The organism is Escherichia sp. MOD1-EC5990 (assembly GCF_002965285.1).
In the GTDB taxonomy this organism is placed as follows: Bacteria; Pseudomonadota; Gammaproteobacteria; order Enterobacterales; family Enterobacteriaceae; genus Escherichia; species Escherichia coli_F.
In genome coordinates, this window is sequence record NZ_PTRV01000003.1 from 31,226 (window position 1) to 52,148 (window position 20,923).

The following is a 20,923-nucleotide window of genomic DNA, read 5'->3' on the forward strand; positions in this document are numbered from 1 at the left end:
GAATGCTGCTGATGCATTAAGCCTTTCTGGACTCAGGCAGAGATTTGTAACAAAGGAAACGAACTGCACTAATTTTCACCGTAGCAGATGATTTTTGCGCCTTGTCGCTGCTGCGTGTGGTTGGTAAAGTAAGCGGATTTTCTTTTCCGCCCCAGCTTTCAGGATTATCCCTTAGTATGTTGAAAAAATTTCGTGGCATGTTTTCCAATGACTTGTCCATTGACCTGGGTACTGCGAATACCCTCATTTATGTAAAAGGACAAGGCATCGTATTGAATGAGCCTTCCGTGGTGGCCATTCGTCAGGATCGTGCCGGTTCACCGAAAAGCGTAGCTGCAGTAGGTCATGACGCGAAGCAGATGCTGGGCCGTACGCCGGGCAATATTGCTGCTATTCGCCCAATGAAAGACGGCGTTATCGCCGACTTCTTCGTGACTGAAAAAATGCTCCAGCACTTCATCAAACAAGTGCACAGCAACAGCTTTATGCGCCCAAGCCCGCGCGTTCTGGTTTGTGTGCCGGTTGGCGCAACCCAGGTTGAACGCCGCGCAATTCGTGAATCCGCGCAGGGCGCTGGTGCCCGTGAAGTCTTCCTGATTGAAGAACCGATGGCTGCCGCAATTGGTGCTGGCCTCCCGGTTTCTGAAGCGACCGGTTCTATGGTGGTTGATATCGGTGGTGGTACCACTGAAGTTGCTGTTATCTCCTTGAACGGCGTGGTTTACTCCTCTTCCGTGCGCATTGGTGGTGACCGTTTTGATGAAGCTATCATCAACTATGTGCGTCGTAATTACGGTTCTCTGATCGGTGAAGCCACCGCAGAACGTATCAAGCATGAAATCGGTTCGGCTTACCCGGGCGATGAAGTCCGTGAAATCGAAGTTCGTGGCCGTAACCTGGCAGAAGGTGTTCCACGCGGTTTTACTCTGAACTCCAACGAAATCCTCGAAGCACTGCAGGAACCGCTGACCGGTATTGTGAGCGCAGTAATGGTTGCACTGGAACAGTGTCCGCCGGAACTGGCTTCCGACATCTCCGAGCGCGGCATGGTGCTCACCGGCGGTGGCGCACTGCTGCGTAACCTTGACCGTTTGTTAATGGAAGAAACCGGCATTCCAGTCGTTGTTGCTGAAGACCCGCTGACCTGTGTGGCGCGCGGTGGCGGCAAAGCACTGGAAATGATCGACATGCACGGCGGCGACCTGTTCAGCGAAGAGTAATCGGATACAGGCAGGGGAAGCGTCTGTTTACCCTGCCTGGTCTGATACGAGAATACGCATAACTTATGAAGCCAATTTTTAGCCGTGGCCCGTCGCTACAGATTCGCCTTATTCTGGCGGTGCTGGTGGCGCTCGGCATTATTATTGCCGACAGCCGCCTGGGGACGTTCAGTCAAATCCGTACTTATATGGATACCGCCGTCAGTCCTTTCTACTTTGTTTCCAATGCTCCTCGTGAATTGCTGGATGGCGTATCGCAGACGCTGGCCTCGCGTGACCAACTAGAACTTGAAAACCGGGCGTTACGTCAGGAACTGTTGCTGAAAAACAGTGAACTGCTGATGCTTGGACAATACAAACAGGAGAACGCGCGTCTGCGCGAGCTGCTGGGTTCCCCGCTGCGTCAGGATGAGCAGAAAATGGTGACTCAGGTTATCTCTACGGTTAACGATCCTTATAGCGATCAAGTTGTTATCGATAAAGGTAGCGTTAATGGCGTTTATGAAGGCCAGCCGGTCATCAGCGACAAAGGTGTTGTTGGTCAGGTGGTGGCCGTCGCTAAACTGACCAGTCGCGTGCTGCTGATTTGTGATGCGACCCACGCGCTGCCAATCCAGGTGCTGCGCAACGATATCCGCGTAATTGCAGCCGGTAACGGTTGTACGGATGATTTGCAGCTTGAGCATCTGCCAGCGAATACGGATATTCGTGTTGGTGATGTGCTGGTGACTTCCGGTCTGGGCGGTCGTTTCCCGGAAGGCTATCCGGTGGCGGTTGTCTCTTCCGTAAAACTCGATACCCAGCGCGCTTATACTGTGATTCAGGCGCGTCCGACTGCGGGACTGCAACGTTTGCGTTATCTGCTGCTGCTGTGGGGCGCGGATCGTAACGGCGCTAACCCGATGACGCCGGAAGAGGTGCATCGTGTTGCTAATGAACGTCTGATGCAGATGATGCCGCAGGTATTGCCTTCGCCAGACGCGATGGGGCCAAAGTTACCCGAACCGGCAACGGGGATCGCTCAGCCGACTCCGCAGCAACCGGCGACAGAAAATGCAGCTACTGCGCCTGCTGCGCCGACACAGCCTGCTGCTAATCGCTCTCCACAAAGGGCTACGCCGCCGCAAAGTGGTGCTCAACCGCCTGCGCGTGCGCCGGGAGGGCAATAGTGGCGAGCTATCGTAGCCAGGGACGCTGGGTAATCTGGCTCTCTTTCCTCATTGCGCTGTTGCTGCAAATCATGCCCTGGCCGGACAACCTGATTGTTTTCCGGCCAAACTGGGTGTTGCTTATTCTGTTGTATTGGATCCTGGCCTTGCCCCATCGCGTAAATGTGGGCACAGGTTTTGTGATGGGTGCCATACTGGATCTGATTAGCGGCTCGACGCTTGGCGTACGCGTGTTGGCGATGAGCATCATTGCTTACCTGGTGGCGCTGAAATATCAGCTTTTCCGCAACCTCGCATTATGGCAGCAGGCGCTGGTCGTCATGTTGCTTTCGCTGGTGGTGGATATTATTGTTTTCTGGGCAGAGTTTTTAGTGATTAACGTCTCTTTCAGACCGGAAGTGTTCTGGAGTAGTGTAGTCAATGGAGTGCTCTGGCCGTGGATTTTCTTGCTGATGCGTAAAGTCCGTCAGCAGTTTGCAGTGCAATAAAGGTTTCTATGACTTCTCTGTATTTAGCTTCCGGTTCTCCGCGTCGTCAGGAGTTACTTGCGCAACTTGGCGTGACCTTTGAACGTATTGTTACGGGCATTGAGGAGCAGCGTCAGCCGCAGGAGAGCGCGCAGCAATATGTTGTGCGTCTGGCGCGCGAGAAAGCACAGGCGGGTGTCACGCACACGGCGCAGGATCTCCCGGTGCTGGGTGCGGATACTATCGTTATCCTGAATGGAGAAGTGCTGGAGAAACCGCGCGACGCAGAACATGCGGCGCAGATGTTGCGCAAATTATCGGGCCAGACCCATCAGGTGATGACGGCAGTGGCGTTGGCCGACAGTCAGCACATTCTCGATTGCCTGGTGGTCACCGATGTGACGTTCAGAACGTTAACAGACGAAGACATCGCGGGCTATGTCGCCAGCGGAGAACCGTTAGATAAAGCAGGTGCATACGGTATTCAGGGGTTGGGTGGCTGTTTTGTCAGGAAGATAAATGGCAGCTATCACGCCGTAGTCGGCTTACCGCTGGTTGAAACGTATGAATTATTAAGTAATTTTAACGCACTGCGTGAGAAAAGGGATAAACATGACGGCTGAATTGTTGGTAAACGTAACGCCTTCGGAAACGCGAGTGGCGTATATTGATGGCGGTATTCTGCAGGAAATTCATATTGAACGTGAGGCGCGACGCGGAATAGTAGGCAATATCTACAAGGGTCGTGTAAGTCGTGTACTTCCGGGTATGCAGGCGGCTTTTGTAGATATTGGGCTGGATAAAGCCGCGTTTCTTCATGCATCCGACATCATGCCGCATACTGAGTGTGTGGCGGGTGAAGAGCAAAAGCAATTCACGGTGCGCGACATCTCGGAACTGGTCCGTCAGGGGCAAGATCTGATGGTGCAGGTGGTGAAAGATCCGCTTGGTACTAAAGGTGCGCGCCTGACCACCGATATCACTCTGCCATCTCGCTATCTGGTTTTTATGCCAGGTGCTTCTCATGTTGGGGTTTCCCAACGTATCGAAAGCGAATCCGAACGTGAACGCCTGAAAAAAGTGGTCGCGGAGTATTGCGACGAGCAGGGCGGGTTTATCATCCGTACTGCAGCGGAAGGTGTTGGTGAGGCTGAACTGGCCTCCGATGCCGCTTATCTGAAACGTGTCTGGACCAAAGTCATGGAGCGTAAAAAGCGCCCGCAGACCCGTTATCAGCTATACGGCGAACTGGCGTTGGCGCAGCGTGTTCTGCGTGATTTCGCCGACGCCGAGCTGGACCGCATTCGCGTTGACTCGCGCCTGACTTACGAAGCATTGCTGGAGTTTACCTCGGAGTACATTCCCGAGATGACCAGCAAGCTGGAGCATTACACAGGCCGCCAGCCGATTTTCGATCTCTTTGATGTTGAAAACGAAATCCAGCGGGCGCTGGAACGCAAAGTTGAACTAAAATCCGGTGGCTATCTGATTATCGACCAGACCGAAGCGATGACCACCGTGGACATCAATACCGGGGCGTTTGTCGGTCATCGCAATCTGGACGACACCATCTTCAATACCAATATTGAAGCGACGCAGGCTATTGCTCGCCAGTTACGGTTGCGTAACCTGGGCGGGATCATCATTATTGATTTCATCGACATGAATAATGAAGATCACCGTCGCCGCGTGTTGCATTCGCTGGAGCAGGCGTTGAGCAAAGACCGGGTGAAAACCAGCGTTAATGGTTTTTCGGCGCTGGGGCTGGTGGAGATGACGCGTAAACGCACTCGCGAAAGCATTGAGCACGTACTATGTAACGAATGCCCAACCTGTCACGGTCGCGGAACGGTGAAAACCGTGGAAACGGTATGCTATGAAATCATGCGCGAGATTGTTCGTGTACACCATGCTTACGATTCCGACCGTTTCCTGGTCTATGCTTCTCCGGCAGTAGCCGAAGCCTTGAAAGGCGAAGAGTCACACTCGCTGGCGGAAGTGGAAATTTTCGTTGGCAAACAGGTTAAAGTACAAATTGAACCGCTCTATAACCAGGAGCAGTTTGACGTCGTAATGATGTAAACAGATGCTGGGCCGCCATCCGGCAAAGGGTTTTTGAGTCACATTTTTAGCAGACAAGGAGTGACGGGTGAGGCGATTGCCGGGGATTTTACTGCTTACTGGAGCCGCGCTCGTTGTGATCGCTGCCCTGCTGGTTAGCGGCCTGCGTATTGCTTTACCGCATCTTGACGCCTGGCGTCCGGAAATCCTCAACAAAATAGAATCCGCGACTGGCATGCCGGTTGAAGCCAGTCAGCTCTCAGCCAGCTGGCAGAATTTTGGCCCGACGCTTGAAGCGCACGACATCCGTGCAGAACTAAAAGATGGCGGCGAATTTTCGGTTAAACGCGTTACTCTGGCGCTGGATGTCTGGCAAAGCCTGTTACATATGCGCTGGCAGTTTCGTGATCTCACTTTCTGGCAGCTGCGCTTTCGCACCAACACTCCTATCACCAGCGGTGGTGGTAATGATAGCCTGGAAGCCAGTCACATCAGCGATCTGTTTCTTCGTCAGTTCGACCATTTCGATCTCCGCGACAGTGAAGTCAGTTTCCTGACGCCATCCGGTCAGCGTGCCGAGCTGGCGATCCCACAACTCACCTGGCTGAACGATCCACGTCGACACCGTGCGGAAGGCCTGGTAAGCCTCTCCAGCCTTACCGGACAGCACGGCGTGATGCAGGTGCGCATGGATTTGCGCGATGATGAGGGGTTGTTAAGCAATGGTCGCGTCTGGCTCCAGGCGGATGACATCGACCTGAAGCCGTGGCTCGGTAAATGGATGCAGGACAATATTGCGCTGGAAACGGCACAGTTCTCCCTTGAAGGCTGGATGACGATCGACAAAGGCGATGTAACCGGCGGTGACGTCTGGCTGAAACAGGGCGGTGCCAGCTGGTTGGGCGAGAAGCAAACGCATACGCTGTCGGTGGATAATCTTACCGCGCATATTACGCGTGAAAACCCGGGCTGGCAGTTCTCTATTCCCGACACACGGATCACGATGGACGGCAAACCCTGGCCGAGCGGAGCATTGACGCTGGCCTGGATACCGGAACAGAACGTTGGCGGCAAAGACAATAAACGCAGTGACGAACTCCGGATTCGCGCCAGTAATCTGGAGCTGGCAGGCCTGGAGGGCGTACGCCCGCTGGCCGCGAAACTTTCACCTGCGCTGGGTGATGTTTGGCGCTCCACACAACCGAGCGGCAAGATTAACACTCTGGCGCTGGATATCCCGCTTCAGGCGGCAGACAAGACCCGTTTTCAGGCATCGTGGAGCGATCTGGCCTGGAAGCAATGGAAATTATTACCGGGTGCGGAACACTTCTCCGGGACGCTTTCCGGCAGCGTAGAAAATGGTTTGCTTACCGCGTCGATGAAGCAGGCAAAGATGCCTTACGAAACGGTATTCCGTGCGCCACTGGAAATCGCAGACGGCCAGGCTACGATAAGCTGGCTGAACAATGACAAAGGTTTCCAGCTGGATGGGCGTAATATTGACGTTAAAGCCAAAGCCGTCCATGCGCGCGGCGGTTTTCGTTACCTGCAACCTGCTAACGATGAACCCTGGCTGGGTATTCTGGCTGGCATCAGTACCGATGATGGTTCACAAGCCTGGCGCTATTTCCCGGAAAACTTGATGGGTAAAGACCTGGTTGATTACTTAAGTGGCGCGATTCAGGGCGGTGAAGCGGATAACGCGACGCTGGTTTATGGTGGCAATCCGCAACTCTTCCCCTATAAACACAACGAAGGTCAGTTTGAAGTGCTGGTGCCGCTGCGCAAAGCGAAGTTTGCCTTCCAGCCGGACTGGCCTGCGTTAACGAACCTCGATATTGAACTGGACTTTATTAACGACGGTTTATGGATGAAAACCGATGGCGTTAATCTGGGCGGTGTGCGGGCCACTGATCTCACCGCAGTGATCCCTGACTACTCAAAAGAAAAACTGCTGATTGACGCTGACATTAAAGGTCCGGGTAAAGCCGTTGGCCCTTACTTTGATGAGACACCGTTGAAAGATTCTCTGGGTGCGACCCTGCAAGAACTCCAGCTCGACGGCGATGTGAATGCTCGCTTACATCTCGATATTCCGCTTAACGGCGAACTGGTTACCGCGAAAGGTGAAGTGACGCTGCGTAACAACAGTCTGTTTATCAAACCACTCGACAGCACCCTGAAAAATTTGAGTGGCAAATTTAGCTTTATCAATGGCGACCTGCAAAGTGAACCACTGACAGCGAACTGGTTTAATCAGCCGTTGAACGTGGATTTTTCCACCAAAGAAGGGGCAAAAGCCTACCAGGTCGCGGTGAATCTCAACGGTAACTGGCAACCAGCGAAAACCGGCGTTCTGCCTGCAGCGGTGAACGAAGCATTAAGTGGCAGCGTGGTGTGGGATGGTAAAGTGGGCATTGAGCTGCCTTATCATGCTGGCGCGACGTATAACGTAGAGCTAAACGGCGATTTGAAGAATGTGAGCAGTCACTTACCTTCACCGTTAGCCAAACCTGCGGGTGAACCACTGCCGGTAAACGTTAAGGTTGATGGCAATCTCAACAGTTTTGATTTAACCGGACAGGCTGGTGCGGATAACCATTTCAATAGCCGCTGGTTGCTCGGTCAAAAGCTGACGCTCGACCGTGCTATTTGGGCGGCAGACAGTAAAACGCTCCCGCCGTTGCCGGAACAAAGTGGTGTTGAACTCAATATGCCGCCGATGAATGGTGCCGAGTGGCTGGCCCTGTTCCAGAAAGGTGCGGCGGAGAGTGTCGGTGGTGCAGCGAGTTTCCCACAACACATAACGTTACGTACGCCTATGTTGTCGCTGGGAAATCAGCAATGGAATAACCTGAGTATTGTTTCGCAACCGACGGCAAATGGCACCCAGGTTGAGGCGCAAGGGCGTGAAATCAACGCCACGCTGGCGATGCGTAATAACGCGCCGTGGCTGGCGAATATCAAATATCTTTATTACAACCCGAGCGAGGCGAAAACTCGTGGTGATTCAACGAATTCATTATCTCTCCCGACAACGGAGCGCATTAGCTTCCGTGGCTGGCCGGACGCGCAAATACGTTGCGCAGAGTGTTGGTTCTGGGGGCAAAAATTCGGTCGCATTGACAGTGATATCACTATTTCTGGCGATACGTTAACACTGACTAATGGACTGATTGATACTGGTTTTTCGCGGCTCACTGCCGATGGTGAATGGGTTAACAATCCGGGAAATGAACGCACCTCGCTGAAAGGAAAACTGCGCGGGCAGAAAATTGATGCCGCCGCAGAATTTTTTGGTGTCACGACGCCCATACGCCAGTCGTCATTTAATGTGGATTACGATTTACACTGGCGCAAAGCACCCTGGCAGCCAGATGAGGCGACGTTGAATGGCATCATTCATACTCAACTGGGCAAAGGCGAAATTACCGAAATCAACACCGGACATGCCGGGCAATTGCTGCGCCTACTGAGCGTTGATGCCCTGATGCGTAAGCTGCGTTTTGATTTCAGAGACACCTTTGGCGAAGGGTTCTATTTTGACTCCATTCGCAGCACCGCGTGGATTAAAGACGGCGTTATGCACACCGACGACACGCTGGTGGATGGCCTGGAGGCGGATATCGCCATGAAAGGGTCGGTAAATCTGGTACGTCGCGACCTGAATATGGAAGCGGTTGTCGCACCAGAGATTTCTGCGACGGTGGGTGTGGCTGCGGCCTTTGCGGTTAACCCCATTGTTGGCGCGGCAGTGTTTGCCGCCAGTAAAGTGCTGGGACCGCTGTGGAGCAAAGTCTCCATTTTGCGCTATCACATTTCGGGTCCGCTGGACGATCCGCAAATCAACGAAGTGTTGCGCCAACCGCGTAAAGAAAAAGCGCAATGATTTGACGAGGGCGCGTAATTGCCCCAATCTCATATGATAATCGTTGCCAAAGGCCAACGAGCCGGAACATAACCGTAGGCCGGATAGGGCGTTCACGCCGCATCCGGCAGCCGTAAAAAATCCTCTACTGCAGTAACTAACGAGTAGCAAAAACGATGAGTCTGAACCTGGTAAGTGAACAATTGCTAGCGGCGAACGGCCTGAAACATCAGGACTTGTTCGCGATCCTCGGTCAACTGGCCGAACGTCGCCTTGATTATGGCGATCTCTATTTTCAGTCGAGCTATCACGAATCCTGGGTTTTAGAAGACCGCATTATTAAAGATGGTTCTTACAACATCGATCAGGGTGTTGGTGTGCGTGCAATCAGCGGTGAAAAAACCGGATTTGCTTACGCAGACCAAATCAGCCTGCTGGCGCTGGAACAGAGTGCGCAAGCGGCGCGCACCATCGTTCGTGATAGTGGTGATGGCAAAGTACAGACGCTGGGCGCGGTAGAGCATAGCCCGTTGTATACCTCGGTAGATCCGCTGCAAAGCATGAGCCGTGAAGAGAAGCTGGATATCCTGCGTCGAGTCGATAAGGTTGCCCGCGAAGCGGACAAGCGCGTACAGGAAGTGACTGCCAGCCTCAGCGGCGTTTATGAATTAATTCTGGTTGCGGCCACCGACGGCACGCTGGCGGCGGATGTTCGTCCGCTGGTGCGTCTTTCCGTGAGCGTTCTGGTCGAAGAAGATGGCAAACGCGAACGCGGTGCCAGTGGCGGCGGCGGTCGTTTTGGTTATGAGTTCTTCCTTGCCGATCTCGACGGTGAAGTCCGTGCGGATGCGTGGGCAAAAGAAGCAGTGCGTATGGCGCTGGTCAATCTTTCTGCCGTCGCCGCACCAGCAGGCACCATGCCGGTAGTACTTGGCGCAGGTTGGCCGGGCGTGCTGTTGCATGAAGCGGTGGGGCACGGTCTGGAAGGCGACTTCAACCGCCGTGGCACTTCAGTATTTAGTGGACAGGTCGGGGAGCTGGTGGCTTCTGAACTGTGTACCGTGGTTGATGACGGCACGATGGTCGATCGCCGTGGTTCGGTGGCGATTGATGACGAAGGTACGCCAGGCCAGTACAACGTGCTGATTGAGAATGGCATCCTGAAAGGCTATATGCAGGATAAACTCAACGCGCGTTTGATGGGAATGACGCCGACTGGCAACGGTCGCCGTGAATCTTACGCTCATCTGCCGATGCCGCGTATGACCAACACCTATATGCTGCCGGGTAAATCGACCCCGCAAGAAATTATTGAATCTGTTGAGTACGGTATCTATGCACCGAACTTTGGTGGCGGTCAGGTGGATATTACATCCGGCAAATTCGTTTTCTCCACTTCAGAAGCGTATCTGATTGAAAACGGTAAAGTAACGAAGCCGGTGAAAGGCGCGACGTTGATTGGTTCCGGTATCGAAACCATGCAGCAGATTTCGATGGTGGGCAACGACCTGAAACTGGATAACGGCGTGGGTGTCTGCGGTAAAGAAGGGCAAAGTTTACCGGTTGGCGTGGGCCAGCCAACGCTGAAAGTTGATAACCTGACTGTTGGCGGTACCGCGTAATAATTTCAGTATTTTCAGAAGGATAATTAATCCTTCCACGTGCATGAACGGTCCCCTTGCCCCTCTGTGGAGAAGGTTAGGGGAACCCGTTGGCACAGGTTTGTACAACGTAACAGTACAATATGAATTACTTCTCTTTCCCGCGCCCGTGCATTTCCTGAAACAATTTACCGACCTCAACAAAATAATCCGTCAGTGAGTTGATCACGACCTGTACCTTCAGCGGCAGCTTATCTTTTTCGGTATACAACGCATAAACCGGGCGTGGATCTGACTGGTAACGCGGCAGCAGGATCTCGAGTTCCCCGCGATTGATCTCGTTGATCACCCACATCAGCGGCACGTAGGCGATCCCAGCGCCTGCAGTCAGCCAGCGCACCAGCGTCATCGGATCATTAGTCACAAATCTCCCTTGCGGGATCAGGCGAGTCGAGATCCCTTCCGGTGCGATCAGTTCAAATTCATTGTCGGGCCGCACGCTGTATTCAAGCCATGAATGGCTACTTAAATCGGCGGGTTTTTCCGGTATGCCGTATTGTGTGAGATAGCTTTTTGCGGCGCACACCACCATTGGCATCGCGCCCAGACGGCGGGAAAACAGGCTGGAATCTTGCAACGCGCCGACGCGGATCACCACATCCAGACCGTCGGCAATCAGGTCGGGGGCAGGAATTCCGGTAACCAGATTAACGCTCAAACCTGGGTATTCTTTCAGCATTTTGGCTGTTAGCCCGGCGAGAACATTTTGTGCCATAGTTGAAGAACAGCCAATGCGCAGCGTCCCGATGGGGGTGTTATTGAAGGCATACAGTTGCTCATGAACATCCTGCACTTCATGGAGCATCCGACGGCAGCCCTGGTAGTAAATTCTACCGGCTTCGGTCAGGCCAATGCTGCGTGTGCTACGGTTTAACAGCTTTACCTGCAACTCATCTTCCAGTTTTGACACCGTCTGACTGATGGACGAAACGCTCATCTGTAGCTGTCTGGCGGCGGCGGTAAAAGAGCCAAATTCAACTACTTTGGCAAACACCGACATGCGTTTTAGTCGTTCCATTATTCACTCTGACTTAAAAGTGATTTAGATCACATAATATAGATAACAGCATAACAGTTACGTTAATATATTAAATATCAATCTACAGCAATGTTGCTCTCGCCCGGCTTTCCATGCCCTTCTCTGCGGCGACAGATGCTGAAAATAATAACGCCTGCTCTCTCTATACAACCAAGGTCAACATGAGTCTGTTTCCCGTTATCGTGGTGTTTGGGCTGTCCTTCCCACCGATATTTTTCGAATTGCTTTTATCACTGGCGATTTTCTGGCTGGTGCGCCGGGTACTTGTGCCAACAGGTATCTACGACTTTGTCTGGCATCCGGCGTTGTTCAACACCGCGCTCTATTGCTGCTTGTTTTATTTGATATCGCGACTGTTCGTTTGAGGTTGAAGTGAAAACACTAATAAGAAAATTCTCCCGTACGGCCATCACGGTCGTATTAGTCATTCTGGCCTTCATCGCAATTTTTAATGCCTGGGTCTATTACACCGAATCCCCGTGGACGCGTGACGCGCGCTTTAGCGCTGACGTCGTTGCGATCGCGCCGGACGTTTCTGGACTCATTACCCAGGTGAATGTTCATGATAACCAGCTGGTGAAAAAAGGACAGGTACTGTTCACCATCGACCAGCCGCGTTATCAAAAGGCGCTTGAGGAAGCGCAAGCCGATGTTGCTTATTATCAGGTACTGGCACAGGAGAAACGCCAGGAGGCCGGACGTCGTAACCGTCTCGGTGTGCAGGCGATGTCTCGCGAAGAGATCGATCAGGCCAACAACGTACTACAAACGGTTCTGCATCAGTTAGCGAAAGCGCAGGCGACCCGCGATCTGGCAAAACTGGATCTTGAACGCACGGTGATCCGCGCGCCAGCAGATGGCTGGGTGACCAACCTCAACGTCTATACCGGTGAGTTTATTACCCGTGGATCAACGGCGGTTGCGCTGGTGAAACAGAACTCCTTCTATGTACTGGCCTATATGGAAGAAACTAAGCTGGAAGGGGTGCGCCCTGGGTATCGTGCAGAGATCACGCCGCTTGGCAGTAACAAAGTGCTGAAAGGGACTGTTGATAGTGTTGCCGCTGGGGTCACCAACGCCAGCAGCACGCGTGACGACAAAGGGATGGCGACCATCGACTCTAACCTTGAATGGGTGCGTTTGGCGCAACGTGTTCCGGTTCGTATTCGTCTCGACAACCAGCAAGAGAACATCTGGCCTGCGGGCACCACTGCTACAGTGGTGGTCACTGGCAAACAAGATCGCGACGAAAGCCAGGATTCGTTCTTCCGTAAAATGGCCCATCGCCTGCGTGAGTTTGGTTAATCACGATGGGTATTTTCTCCATTGCTAACCAACATATTCGCTTTGCGGTAAAACTGGCGACCGCCATTGTACTGGCGCTGTTTGTTGGCTTTCACTTCCAGCTGGAAACGCCACGCTGGGCGGTACTGACAGCGGCGATTGTTGCCGCCGGTCCGGCCTTTGCTGCGGGAGGTGAACCGTATTCTGGCGCTATTCGCTATCGTGGCTTTTTGCGCATCATCGGCACATTTATTGGCTGTATTGCCGGACTGGTGATCATCATTGCGATGATCCGCGCACCATTATTGATGATTCTGGTGTGCTGTATCTGGGCCGGTTTTTGTACCTGGATATCCTCGCTGGTACGAATAGAAAACTCGTATGCGTGGGGGCTGGCCGGTTATACCGCGCTGATCATTGTGATCACCATTCAGCCGGAACCATTGCTTACGCCGCAGTTTGCCGTCGAACGTTGTAGCGAGATCGTTATCGGTATTGTGTGTGCAATTATGGCGGATTTGCTCTTTTCTCCGCGATCGATCAAACAAGAAGTGGATCGAGAGCTGGAAAGTTTGCTGGTCGCGCAATATCAATTAATGCAACTCTGTATCAAGCATGGCGATGGTGAAGTTGTCGATAAAGCCTGGGGCGATCTGGTGCGACGCACCACGGCGTTACAAGGTATGCGCAGCAACCTGAATATGGAATCTTCCCGCTGGGCGCGGGCCAATCGACGTTTAAAAGCGATCAATACGCTATCGCTGACGCTGATTACCCAATCCTGCGAAACTTATCTTATTCAGAATACGCGCCCGGAATTGATCACTGATACTTTCCGCGAATTTTTTGACACGCCGGTAGAAACCGCGCAGGACGTCCACAAGCAGCTCAAACGCCTGCGGAGAGTTATCGCCTGGACCGGGGAACGGGAAACGCCTGTCACCATTTATAGCTGGGTCGCGGCGGCAACGCGTTATCAGCTTCTCAAGCGCGGCGTTATCAGTAACACAAAAATCAACGCTACTGAAGAAGAGATCCTGCAAGGCGAACCGGAAGTCAAAGTAGAGTCAGCCGAACGTCATCATGCGATGGTTAACTTCTGGCGAACCACACTTTCCTGCATTCTGGGGACGCTTTTCTGGCTGTGGACGGGCTGGACTTCCGGCAGTGGTGCAATGGTGATGATTGCGGTAGTGACGTCACTGGCAATGCGTTTGCCGAATCCACGCATGGTGGCGATCGACTTTATTTATGGGACGCTGGCGGCGCTGCCGTTAGGGCTACTCTACTTTTTGGTGATTATCCCTAATACCCAACAAAGCATGTTATTGCTGTGTATTAGCCTGGCAGTGCTGGGATTCTTCCTTGGCATTGAAGTACAGAAACGGCGATTGGGCTCGATGGGGGCGCTGGCCAGCACCATAAACATTATCGTGCTGGATAACCCGATGACTTTCCATTTCAGTCAGTTTCTCGACAGCGCATTAGGGCAAATCGTCGGCTGTGTGCTCGCGTTCACCGTTATTTTGCTGGTGCGGGATAAATCGCGCGACAGGACTGGACGTGTACTGCTTAATCAGTTTGTTTCTGCCGCTGTTTCCGCGATGACTACCAATGTGGCACGTCGTAAAGAGAATCACCTCCCAGCACTTTATCAGCAGCTGTTTTTGCTGATGAATAAGTTCCCAGGGGATTTGCCGAAATTTCGCCTGGCACTGACGATGATTATCGCGCACCAGCGCCTGCGTGATGCGCCGATCCCGGTTAACGAGGATTTATCGGCGTTTCACCGACAAATGCGCCGCACAGCAGACCATGTGATATCTGCCCGTAGCGATGATAAACGCCGTCGGTACTTTGGCCAGTTGCTGGAAGAACTGGAAATCTACCAGGAAAAGCTACGCATCTGGCAAGCGCCTCCGCAGGTGACGGAACCGGTACATCGGCTTACGGGTATGCTCCATAAGTATCAACATGCGTTGACCGATAGTTAAGTCAAAACCGACGCCAAAAGCGTCGGTTTTTTCATGGCTATACTTAGCAATGAACGGCAGAACTCGCCGCGAAACGTGACGGTGGCAACAGATGAATATTTATACCTTTGATTTTGATGAGATTGAGAGTCAGGAGGATTTTTATCGCGACTTTAGCCAAACCTTTGGTCTGGCAAAAGATAAAGTACGCGATCTCGACTCTCTATGGGATGTGTTAATGAACGATGTCCTGCCGCTACCACTTGAGATTGAATTTGTTCATCTGGGAGAGAAAACGCGTCGCCGTTTTGGCGCATTAATATTGCTGTTTGATGAGGCAGAGGAAGAGCTGGAAGGGCATTTGCGTTTTAATGTTCGTCATTAGCGCAAAAAAAAGCCCCCGAACCGGGGGCAATATCGTCGGACAAGACGATGAGGGTTTATTTGTACAGTTCAGCCGTAGCGTGCCAGGTGTCACCGCTACGAGCTTCAGTAATCTGGTAGGCCGTTGCGCCTTTCTCTTCCGCTTTTTTGTTCAGCATTTCACGCATATCCATTGGCGAAGACGCCACACCACTTACGGATACGGTCCCGATTGCTTCACGATTTTGTGCTTGTGCAGCATCAATGGAGTCGGCAGCGAATGCACCGAAAGAGAGAACAGAAAGTACGCTTAATGCAGCAACAGTGGTTTTGATTTTCATGATTTTTACCTCGACATAATCTTTTAGCTGGGCCTTTGTTTCGTGACCCATATCACAGAATCAAGTATACACTAATTATTGAGCTAATTAATATCGCGCTAACTGTTTCGGTTGATACCAAGTGTTAAAAGTGTGAGTTTTAATAACAAAAAAGAATTAAAAACACGGTTATTTATTATTAATTCTATTATTTTCAATTAGATAATGAATTTTGCATAATGTGCTTTTTTTAACTCATGTATTCATTATGTGAATGATGTGTCGCGCTAAAACGCACTATTCGTTAAATTAATCGTAGGAGAAAGCAGGGGGATGAGAGGGAAAAGCAACATTTTCCCCGCCGCCAGAAGCGACGGGGCAGATATTAAAGCTCCTGGTCGAACAGCTCTAAAATCGCTTCGTACAGGTCTTTGACGGTGAAACCGTTAGCAGGGGTAGTAAAGATGGTGTCATCGCCAGCGATGGTGCCCAGAATACCTTCTGCTTTGCCCAGTGAGTCCAGCAGGCGAGCAATTAACTGCGCCGCGCCAGGGCTGGTATGAATCACGACAACTGCATCGTTGTAGTCTATATCCAGCACCAGATTCTTCAATGGACTGGAGGTGGTTGGTACACCCAGTTCAGCTGGCAGGCAGTAAACCATTTCCATTTTGGCATTGCGTGTACGTACAGCACCAAACTTGGTCAACATCCGCGAGACTTTAGACTGATTAATATTGTCAAAGCCTTGCTCCTGCAACGCGGCGACGATTTCGCCCTGGGAGCTAAATTTCTCTTCTTTAAGTAATGCTTTAAATGCTTTAACTAGTTCTTCTTGCTTAGCCGAGCTTCGCATAAGTCACCCGATATGGTGGTTGATACAACATTATTGTGCATACAGATGAATTTTTATGCAAACAGTCAGCCCTGAAGAAGGCTGAAATAATGTTATGAAAGAGCGGGATTTTATCAAATTTCGTTATTGAGAAACATGCCTGCGTCACGGCATGCAAATTCTGCTTAAAAGTAAATTAATTGTTATCAAATTGATGTTGTTTTGGCTGAACGGTAGGGTATATTGTCACCACCTGTTGGAATGTTGCGCTAATGCATAAGCGACTGTTAATTACGTAAGTTAGGTTCCTGATTACGGCAATTAAATGCATAAACGCTAAACTTGCGTGACTACACATTCTTGAGATGTGGTCATTGTAAACGGCAATTTTGTGGATTAAGGTCGCGGCAGCGGAGCAACATATCTTAGTTTATCAATATAATAAGGAGTTTAGGATGAAAGTCGCAGTCCTCGGCGCTGCTGGCGGTATTGGCCAGGCGCTTGCACTACTGTTAAAAACCCAACTGCCTTCAGGTTCAGAACTCTCTCTGTATGATATCGCTCCAGTGACTCCCGGTGTGGCTGTCGATTTGAGCCATATCCCTACTGCTGTGAAAATCAAAGGTTTTTCTGGTGAAGATGCGACTCCGGCGCTGGAAGGCGCAGATGTCGTTCTTATCTCTGCAGGTGTAGCGCGTAAACCGGGTATGGATCGTTCCGACCTGTTTAACGTTAACGCCGGCATCGTGAAAAATCTGGTACAGCAAGTTGCGAAAACCTGCCCAAAAGCGTGCATTGGTATTATCACTAACCCGGTTAACACCACAGTTGCGATTGCTGCTGAAGTGCTGAAAAAAGCCGGTGTTTATGACAAAAACAAACTGTTCGGCGTTACCACGCTGGATATCATTCGTTCCAACACCTTTGTTGCGGAACTGAAAGGCAAACAGCCGGGCGAAGTTGAAGTGCCGGTAATTGGCGGTCACTCTGGTGTTACCATTCTGCCGCTGCTGTCACAGGTTCCTGGCGTTAGCTTTACCGAGCAGGAAGTGGCTGAACTGACCAAACGTATCCAGAACGCGGGTACTGAGGTGGTTGAAGCGAAAGCCGGTGGCGGGTCTGCAACCCTGTCTATGGGCCAGGCAGCTGCACGTTTTGGTCTGTCTCTGGTTCGCGCACTACAGGGCGAACAAGGCGTTGTCGAATGTGCCTACGTTGAAGGCGACGGTCAGTACGCACGTTTCTTCTCTCAACCGCTGCTGCTGGGTAAAAACGGCGTGGAAGAGCGTAAATCTATCGGCACCCTGAGCGCATTTGAACAGAACGCGCTGGAAGGTATGCTGGATACGCTGAAGAAAGATATCGCCCTGGGCGAAGAGTTCGTTAATAAGTAATTGATTAGCGGATAATAAAAAACCGGAGCACAGACTCCGGTTTTTTGTCTTTCACGTTGGCCTTAATTGGTTGCCGGATATTCCTGAATGGTGACCTGCAGCGTTAACTGCTTATCATCACGCATCACTACAACCGGGATCACCGAGCCAGGGCGAATTTCCGCCACCTGATCCATCGTCTCCAGAGCAGAGATGGCCGGTTTGTTATCCACCGAAATAATCAAATCATTGACCTGAATACCCGCATTCGCCGCCGGGCCGTCAGGTGACACTTCATTAACCACGATCCCTTGCAGTTGATCTATACCACCGCCCTGCGCGTGCAGTGGTGCGATCTCACGTCCGCCGATACCAATGTAGCCGCGGATCACGCGACCATCGCGGATCAGCTTATCCATAATTTTGGTTGCTAACTGGAAAGGAATCGCAAAGCCGATACCTTCCGGCGTTTCGCCATCGTTACTCTTATCAAACGACAGCGTGTTAATGCCCATCAGTTCGCCCAGCGAGTTCACCAGCGCGCCGCCAGAGTTACCGTGGTTAATGGAAGCATCGGTTTGCAGGAAGTTTTGCCGCCCGGTCGGGTTCAGACCAATTCGACCCGTGGCACTAATAATCCCCTGGGTAATGGTCTGCCCGAGGTTGTACGGGTTACCGATCGCCAGTACCACGTCACCAATGTGCGGTACGCGACGTGCATTGATTGGAATGGTAGGTAAACCGCCAGTGGCATTAATTTTAAGTACCGCCAGATCGGTTAGAGAGTCAGATCCCACCAGTAATGCTTCAAATACACGACCATCCTGTAAGGCGACGATGATCTGATCGGCGTCGTTGATGACGTGTTTATTGGTGATGATATAACCGCGTTGATCCATGATTACACCGGATCCCAGGGTGCGGATCTCAAGCTGGTTGTGAGAGTTGGTGTTCAAACCACGGTTGTAAACGTTAACCACCGCTGGCGCGGCGCGGCGAACCGCCAGATTATAGCTGGCAGGCGTCTCATCGGTACTGTCAAATTGCGGAGTGGAAAGCGGGTTAAGGCTGCGCAGTGAAGGCATGGCAACCAGCAGAATAGCGCCGACAATTAATCCAATCGCAACGGAACGTAAGAGCTTCACAAACATGATGGAGGCGTCATTAAAAAAGGGAACGGCAGCAGCATACCACGAGTTAACCGGACATCACACGTCAGCCTGATGCCCGGTTTACCACATTAACGCATCAGCAGATAGATGCTTTCATTGCCGCGTACAATTTGCAGGGCGATGATGGCCGGTTTTGCCGCCAGCACTTTACGCATTTCAGCAATCGAGTTCACCCGATCGCGGTTGACGCCAATGATCACATCGTCTTTTTGCAAACCAGCCTGAGCGGCTGGGCTACCTTTGACTACTTCATCGATCTTAATGCCTTTGCCGCCATCTTTTAGCTGACCATCGCTCAACGTTGCACCTTCCAGCGCTGGCGTGATCATTTCAGCACTGGCTGACGAAGAGGTACTGGTATCGAGCGTCACTTCTACTTCCAGTGGTTTGCCATTACGCAGCAGGCCGAGCTTTACTTTCGTGCCCGGCTCGGTGGTTGCGATACGAGAGCGCAACTCAGCAAAGCTATTCAGTGGTTTGCCGTTGAGGCTGGTAATAATATCGCCCGCTTTGACGCCCGCTTTTGCCGAGCCAGAACCTGGCAGCACTTCGCTGACAAACGCGCCACGCTGTACGTCAAGGTTGAAGGCTTTGGCGATATCGGCACTCATCTCGGTGCCTTTGATGCCTAACAGACCGCGTTTGATTTCACCAAAGTCGATAAGCTGCTGCGCCAGTGTTCGCGCCATATTACTGGGGATGGCAAATCCAATCCCGACGCTCCCACCGCCAGGCGCAAGGATTGCAGTGTTGATGCCAATTAACTCACCGTTAAGGTTTAACAGTGCACCGCCGGAGTTACCGCGGTTAATGGAAGCATCTGTCTGGATAAAGTTTTCAAGACCTTCAAGATTCAACCCGCTGCGGCCTAATGCGGAAACAATGCCAGAGGTGGCGGTTTGCCCAAGGCCAAATGGGTTACCGACCGCCACGGCAAAATCACCGACGCGCAATTTATCGGAGTCGGCAATAGCGATTTGCGTTAATTTGCTCGGGTTTTGAATTTGTAACAGGGCGATATCGCTCTGGTCATCGCTACCAATCAGTTTTGCATCAAACTCGCGCCCATCATTGAGCTGAATACTGATTTTCTGTGCCTGATTAATCACATGGTTGTTAGTCAGCACATAGCCTTTACTGGCGTTGATGATGACACCGGAGCCTAAACCTTCGAAGGGTTGTGCAGGTTGATCCGGTAAATCATCACCAAAAAACTTTTTGAATTCTTCCGGGATTTTCTGTCCCTGACTGGCCGTTCCTTCCACCCGTACGCTCACCACTGCCGGAAGCACTTTTTCCAGCATTGGGGCCAGACTGGGAAGAGGGGCCTGATCGGCAACCTGGCCTGGAATCGACGCAACGGCCTGAAATGACGCCGAGAGAGTTAACCCGACACTTAACGCTAATGCACTCAACAGCTGGGTTTGTTTTTTCATTATTCCTGCTCTCGTACCTGAATGATAAGAAAAGAGATTCAAAACAGTTTGATGTTATTGAATTTTCAGACGGCTAACAATGAGACACCAGATTAAATGATAGTCGGGGAGGGAAAGAAGAGGAGGGCGCAATGGCTGCGCCCGAAAAATAAATTAGTCGCGCTTCGCGCCAGTACGCAGCAGGCCTGACGCGCCTTCAGAATAGTCGCGAGGCATCTGCACCGGTGCCTGATCGTTGCTGGCTTCAGACTCTGCCAGACGATTACGGAACGGGTTTGCTTCAGCAGACAGTTCCGGCAGCAGGCTGCTGGAGCTTTTCGCCATGTGTTGATACAGCTGGCGATAGTCGTGCGCCATGGTATCCAGTAATTCCGCGCTGCGGGCAAAGTGGCTAACCAGCTCTTCGCGATACTCGTCCAGTTCAGCTTTATTCTTTTCCAGTTCGTACTGCAACGCCTGTTGCTGGCGTAGTTTACGATTACCAAAACGCATGGCCACAGCACCAATAATGATGCCGACGACTAACCCAATTAGCGCATATTCCCAGGTCATGAACATCTCCCGTTGTCTTTTGTTTCCGTAGGGTGTTGGCTTCAGGCTCCATGCCTGCGGCTGATTATGCCACTATAACCGTTAATTCCACAGAAGTGGAATCCCGACTGCATATCGCGTAGTGTAGAAC

The 20,923-nt window shown here is 51.8% G+C and carries 18 protein-coding genes; 12 read left to right on the forward strand and 6 right to left on the reverse strand.

From position 1 onward, the window contains the following. The first annotated feature begins 176 nt into the window (after positions 1-176). From mreB to tldD, 7 genes are all read left to right on the forward strand, one after another. The gene (mreB, locus tag BEB42_RS04105; protein WP_000913396.1) at positions 177-1,220 is read left to right on the forward strand and encodes a rod shape-determining protein MreB; all 1,044 of its coding nucleotides are present in this window, start codon (positions 177-179) and stop codon (positions 1,218-1,220) included. Between the two features lie 65 nt (positions 1,221-1,285). Next, the gene (mreC, locus tag BEB42_RS04110) at positions 1,286-2,389 is read left to right on the forward strand and encodes a rod shape-determining protein MreC (protein ID WP_105267178.1); all 1,104 of its coding nucleotides are present in this window, start codon (positions 1,286-1,288) and stop codon (positions 2,387-2,389) included. Continuing rightward, positions 2,389-2,877 carry a rod shape-determining protein MreD gene (gene mreD / locus BEB42_RS04115; protein WP_000179409.1) on the forward strand — a complete coding sequence of 163 codons (489 nt, stop codon included), beginning with the start codon at positions 2,389-2,391 and terminating at the stop codon, positions 2,875-2,877. The genes mreC and mreD overlap by 1 nt, the downstream gene beginning before the upstream one ends. Before the next feature lie 8 nt (positions 2,878-2,885). Next, positions 2,886-3,479 carry a nucleoside triphosphate pyrophosphatase YhdE gene (gene yhdE, locus BEB42_RS04120; RefSeq protein ID WP_000203103.1) on the forward strand — a complete coding sequence of 198 codons (594 nt, stop codon included), beginning with the start codon at positions 2,886-2,888 and terminating at the stop codon, positions 3,477-3,479. Next, positions 3,469-4,938, forward strand: coding sequence for a ribonuclease G (gene rng / locus BEB42_RS04125; protein WP_000123197.1), 1,470 nt, complete (start codon positions 3,469-3,471; stop codon positions 4,936-4,938). The genes yhdE and rng overlap by 11 nt, the downstream gene beginning before the upstream one ends. 67 nt (positions 4,939-5,005) lie before the next feature. After that, on the forward strand, positions 5,006-8,806 hold the full coding sequence (yhdP, locus tag BEB42_RS04130; protein ID WP_001253575.1) for an AsmA2 domain-containing protein YhdP: 3,801 nt from the start codon (positions 5,006-5,008) through the stop codon (positions 8,804-8,806). 155 nt (positions 8,807-8,961) lie between these two features. Further along, a complete protein-coding gene (gene tldD, locus BEB42_RS04135) occupies positions 8,962-10,407 on the forward strand; it encodes a metalloprotease TldD (RefSeq protein WP_000055909.1) in 1,446 nt (481 codons plus the stop codon). Between the two features lie 127 nt (positions 10,408-10,534). On the opposite strand, the gene aaeR is transcribed toward tldD, so the two are convergent. After that, a complete protein-coding gene (gene aaeR, locus BEB42_RS04140) occupies positions 10,535-11,464 on the reverse strand; it encodes an HTH-type transcriptional activator AaeR (protein ID WP_000440317.1) in 930 nt (309 codons plus the stop codon). 182 nt (positions 11,465-11,646) lie between these two features. Here aaeR and aaeX point away from each other — a divergent pair, with 182 nt between their 5' ends. The 4 genes from aaeX to BEB42_RS04160 all read left to right on the forward strand — a co-directional run bounded on the left by aaeX (position 11,647) and on the right by BEB42_RS04160 (position 15,127). Further along, positions 11,647-11,850, forward strand: a complete 204-nt coding sequence (gene aaeX, locus BEB42_RS04145) for a p-hydroxybenzoic acid efflux pump operon protein AaeX (RefSeq protein WP_000051841.1) — start codon at positions 11,647-11,649, stop codon at positions 11,848-11,850. A 7-nt stretch (positions 11,851-11,857) separates the two neighbouring features. Further along, positions 11,858-12,790 carry a p-hydroxybenzoic acid efflux pump subunit AaeA gene (aaeA, locus tag BEB42_RS04150; protein ID WP_000854033.1) on the forward strand — a complete coding sequence of 311 codons (933 nt, stop codon included), beginning with the start codon at positions 11,858-11,860 and terminating at the stop codon, positions 12,788-12,790. Between the two features lie 5 nt (positions 12,791-12,795). After that, positions 12,796-14,763, forward strand: a complete 1,968-nt coding sequence (gene aaeB, locus BEB42_RS04155) for a p-hydroxybenzoic acid efflux pump subunit AaeB (protein ID WP_000510964.1) — start codon at positions 12,796-12,798, stop codon at positions 14,761-14,763. Between the two features lie 91 nt (positions 14,764-14,854). Next, on the forward strand, positions 14,855-15,127 hold the full coding sequence (locus BEB42_RS04160; RefSeq protein WP_001029013.1) for a barstar family protein: 273 nt from the start codon (positions 14,855-14,857) through the stop codon (positions 15,125-15,127). Between the two features lie 55 nt (positions 15,128-15,182). On the opposite strand, the gene yhcN is transcribed toward BEB42_RS04160, so the two are convergent. Both yhcN and argR read right to left on the reverse strand, forming a co-directional pair. Then, complete coding sequence (yhcN, locus tag BEB42_RS04165) at positions 15,183-15,446, reverse strand: peroxide/acid stress response protein YhcN (protein WP_000695690.1); 264 nt, start codon at positions 15,444-15,446, stop codon at positions 15,183-15,185. Between the two features lie 364 nt (positions 15,447-15,810). Beyond that, entirely contained in the window at positions 15,811-16,281 is a 471-nt protein-coding gene (gene argR, locus BEB42_RS04170) for a transcriptional regulator ArgR (protein ID WP_001257846.1), read from the reverse strand. 434 nt (positions 16,282-16,715) lie between these two features. On the opposite strand from argR, the gene mdh reads away from it, so the two are divergent. After that, positions 16,716-17,654 (forward strand): malate dehydrogenase, encoded by a 939-nt coding sequence (gene mdh / locus BEB42_RS04175; protein ID WP_001352905.1) that lies wholly within the window; start codon positions 16,716-16,718, stop codon positions 17,652-17,654. Positions 17,655-17,716: 62 nt separating this feature from the next. Here the strand turns inward: mdh and degS are convergent, their stop codons facing one another. From degS to zapG, 3 genes are all read right to left on the reverse strand, one after another. Next, positions 17,717-18,784: an outer membrane-stress sensor serine endopeptidase DegS gene (degS, locus tag BEB42_RS04180; RefSeq protein ID WP_000497723.1), complete on the reverse strand. Its 1,068-nt coding sequence runs from the start codon at positions 18,782-18,784 to the stop codon at positions 17,717-17,719. An 89-nt stretch (positions 18,785-18,873) separates the two neighbouring features. Beyond that, the gene (degQ, locus tag BEB42_RS04185) at positions 18,874-20,241 is read right to left on the reverse strand and encodes a serine endoprotease DegQ (RefSeq protein ID WP_001295271.1); all 1,368 of its coding nucleotides are present in this window, start codon (positions 20,239-20,241) and stop codon (positions 18,874-18,876) included. A gap of 153 nt (positions 20,242-20,394) precedes the next feature. Further along, complete coding sequence (gene zapG, locus BEB42_RS04190) at positions 20,395-20,793, reverse strand: Z-ring associated protein ZapG (RefSeq protein ID WP_001295270.1); 399 nt, start codon at positions 20,791-20,793, stop codon at positions 20,395-20,397. Between the last annotated feature and the right edge of the window lie 130 nt (positions 20,794-20,923).

Excerpts from the sequence above, each read along its gene's own strand:
- degS (WP_000497723.1), bottom strand. The coding sequence starts at position 18,784 with ATGTTTGTGAAGCTCTTACGTTCCGTTGCGATTGGATTAATTGTCGGC.
- yhdE (WP_000203103.1), top strand. The coding sequence starts at position 2,886 with ATGACTTCTCTGTATTTAGCTTCCGGTTCTCCGCGTCGTCAGGAGTTA.
- tldD (WP_000055909.1), top strand. The coding sequence starts at position 8,962 with ATGAGTCTGAACCTGGTAAGTGAACAATTGCTAGCGGCGAACGGCCTG.
- mdh (WP_001352905.1), top strand. The coding sequence starts at position 16,716 with ATGAAAGTCGCAGTCCTCGGCGCTGCTGGCGGTATTGGCCAGGCGCTT.
- argR (WP_001257846.1), bottom strand. The coding sequence starts at position 16,281 with ATGCGAAGCTCGGCTAAGCAAGAAGAACTAGTTAAAGCATTTAAAGCA.
- mreB (WP_000913396.1), top strand. The coding sequence starts at position 177 with ATGTTGAAAAAATTTCGTGGCATGTTTTCCAATGACTTGTCCATTGAC.
- aaeX (WP_000051841.1), top strand. The coding sequence starts at position 11,647 with ATGAGTCTGTTTCCCGTTATCGTGGTGTTTGGGCTGTCCTTCCCACCG.
- aaeB (WP_000510964.1), top strand. The coding sequence starts at position 12,796 with ATGGGTATTTTCTCCATTGCTAACCAACATATTCGCTTTGCGGTAAAA.
- zapG (WP_001295270.1), bottom strand. The coding sequence starts at position 20,793 with ATGACCTGGGAATATGCGCTAATTGGGTTAGTCGTCGGCATCATTATT.
- degQ (WP_001295271.1), bottom strand. The coding sequence starts at position 20,241 with ATGAAAAAACAAACCCAGCTGTTGAGTGCATTAGCGTTAAGTGTCGGG.
- aaeR (WP_000440317.1), bottom strand. The coding sequence starts at position 11,464 with ATGGAACGACTAAAACGCATGTCGGTGTTTGCCAAAGTAGTTGAATTT.
- mreC (WP_105267178.1), top strand. The coding sequence starts at position 1,286 with ATGAAGCCAATTTTTAGCCGTGGCCCGTCGCTACAGATTCGCCTTATT.
- rng (WP_000123197.1), top strand. The coding sequence starts at position 3,469 with ATGACGGCTGAATTGTTGGTAAACGTAACGCCTTCGGAAACGCGAGTG.
- yhcN (WP_000695690.1), bottom strand. The coding sequence starts at position 15,446 with ATGAAAATCAAAACCACTGTTGCTGCATTAAGCGTACTTTCTGTTCTC.
- BEB42_RS04160 (WP_001029013.1), top strand. The coding sequence starts at position 14,855 with ATGAATATTTATACCTTTGATTTTGATGAGATTGAGAGTCAGGAGGAT.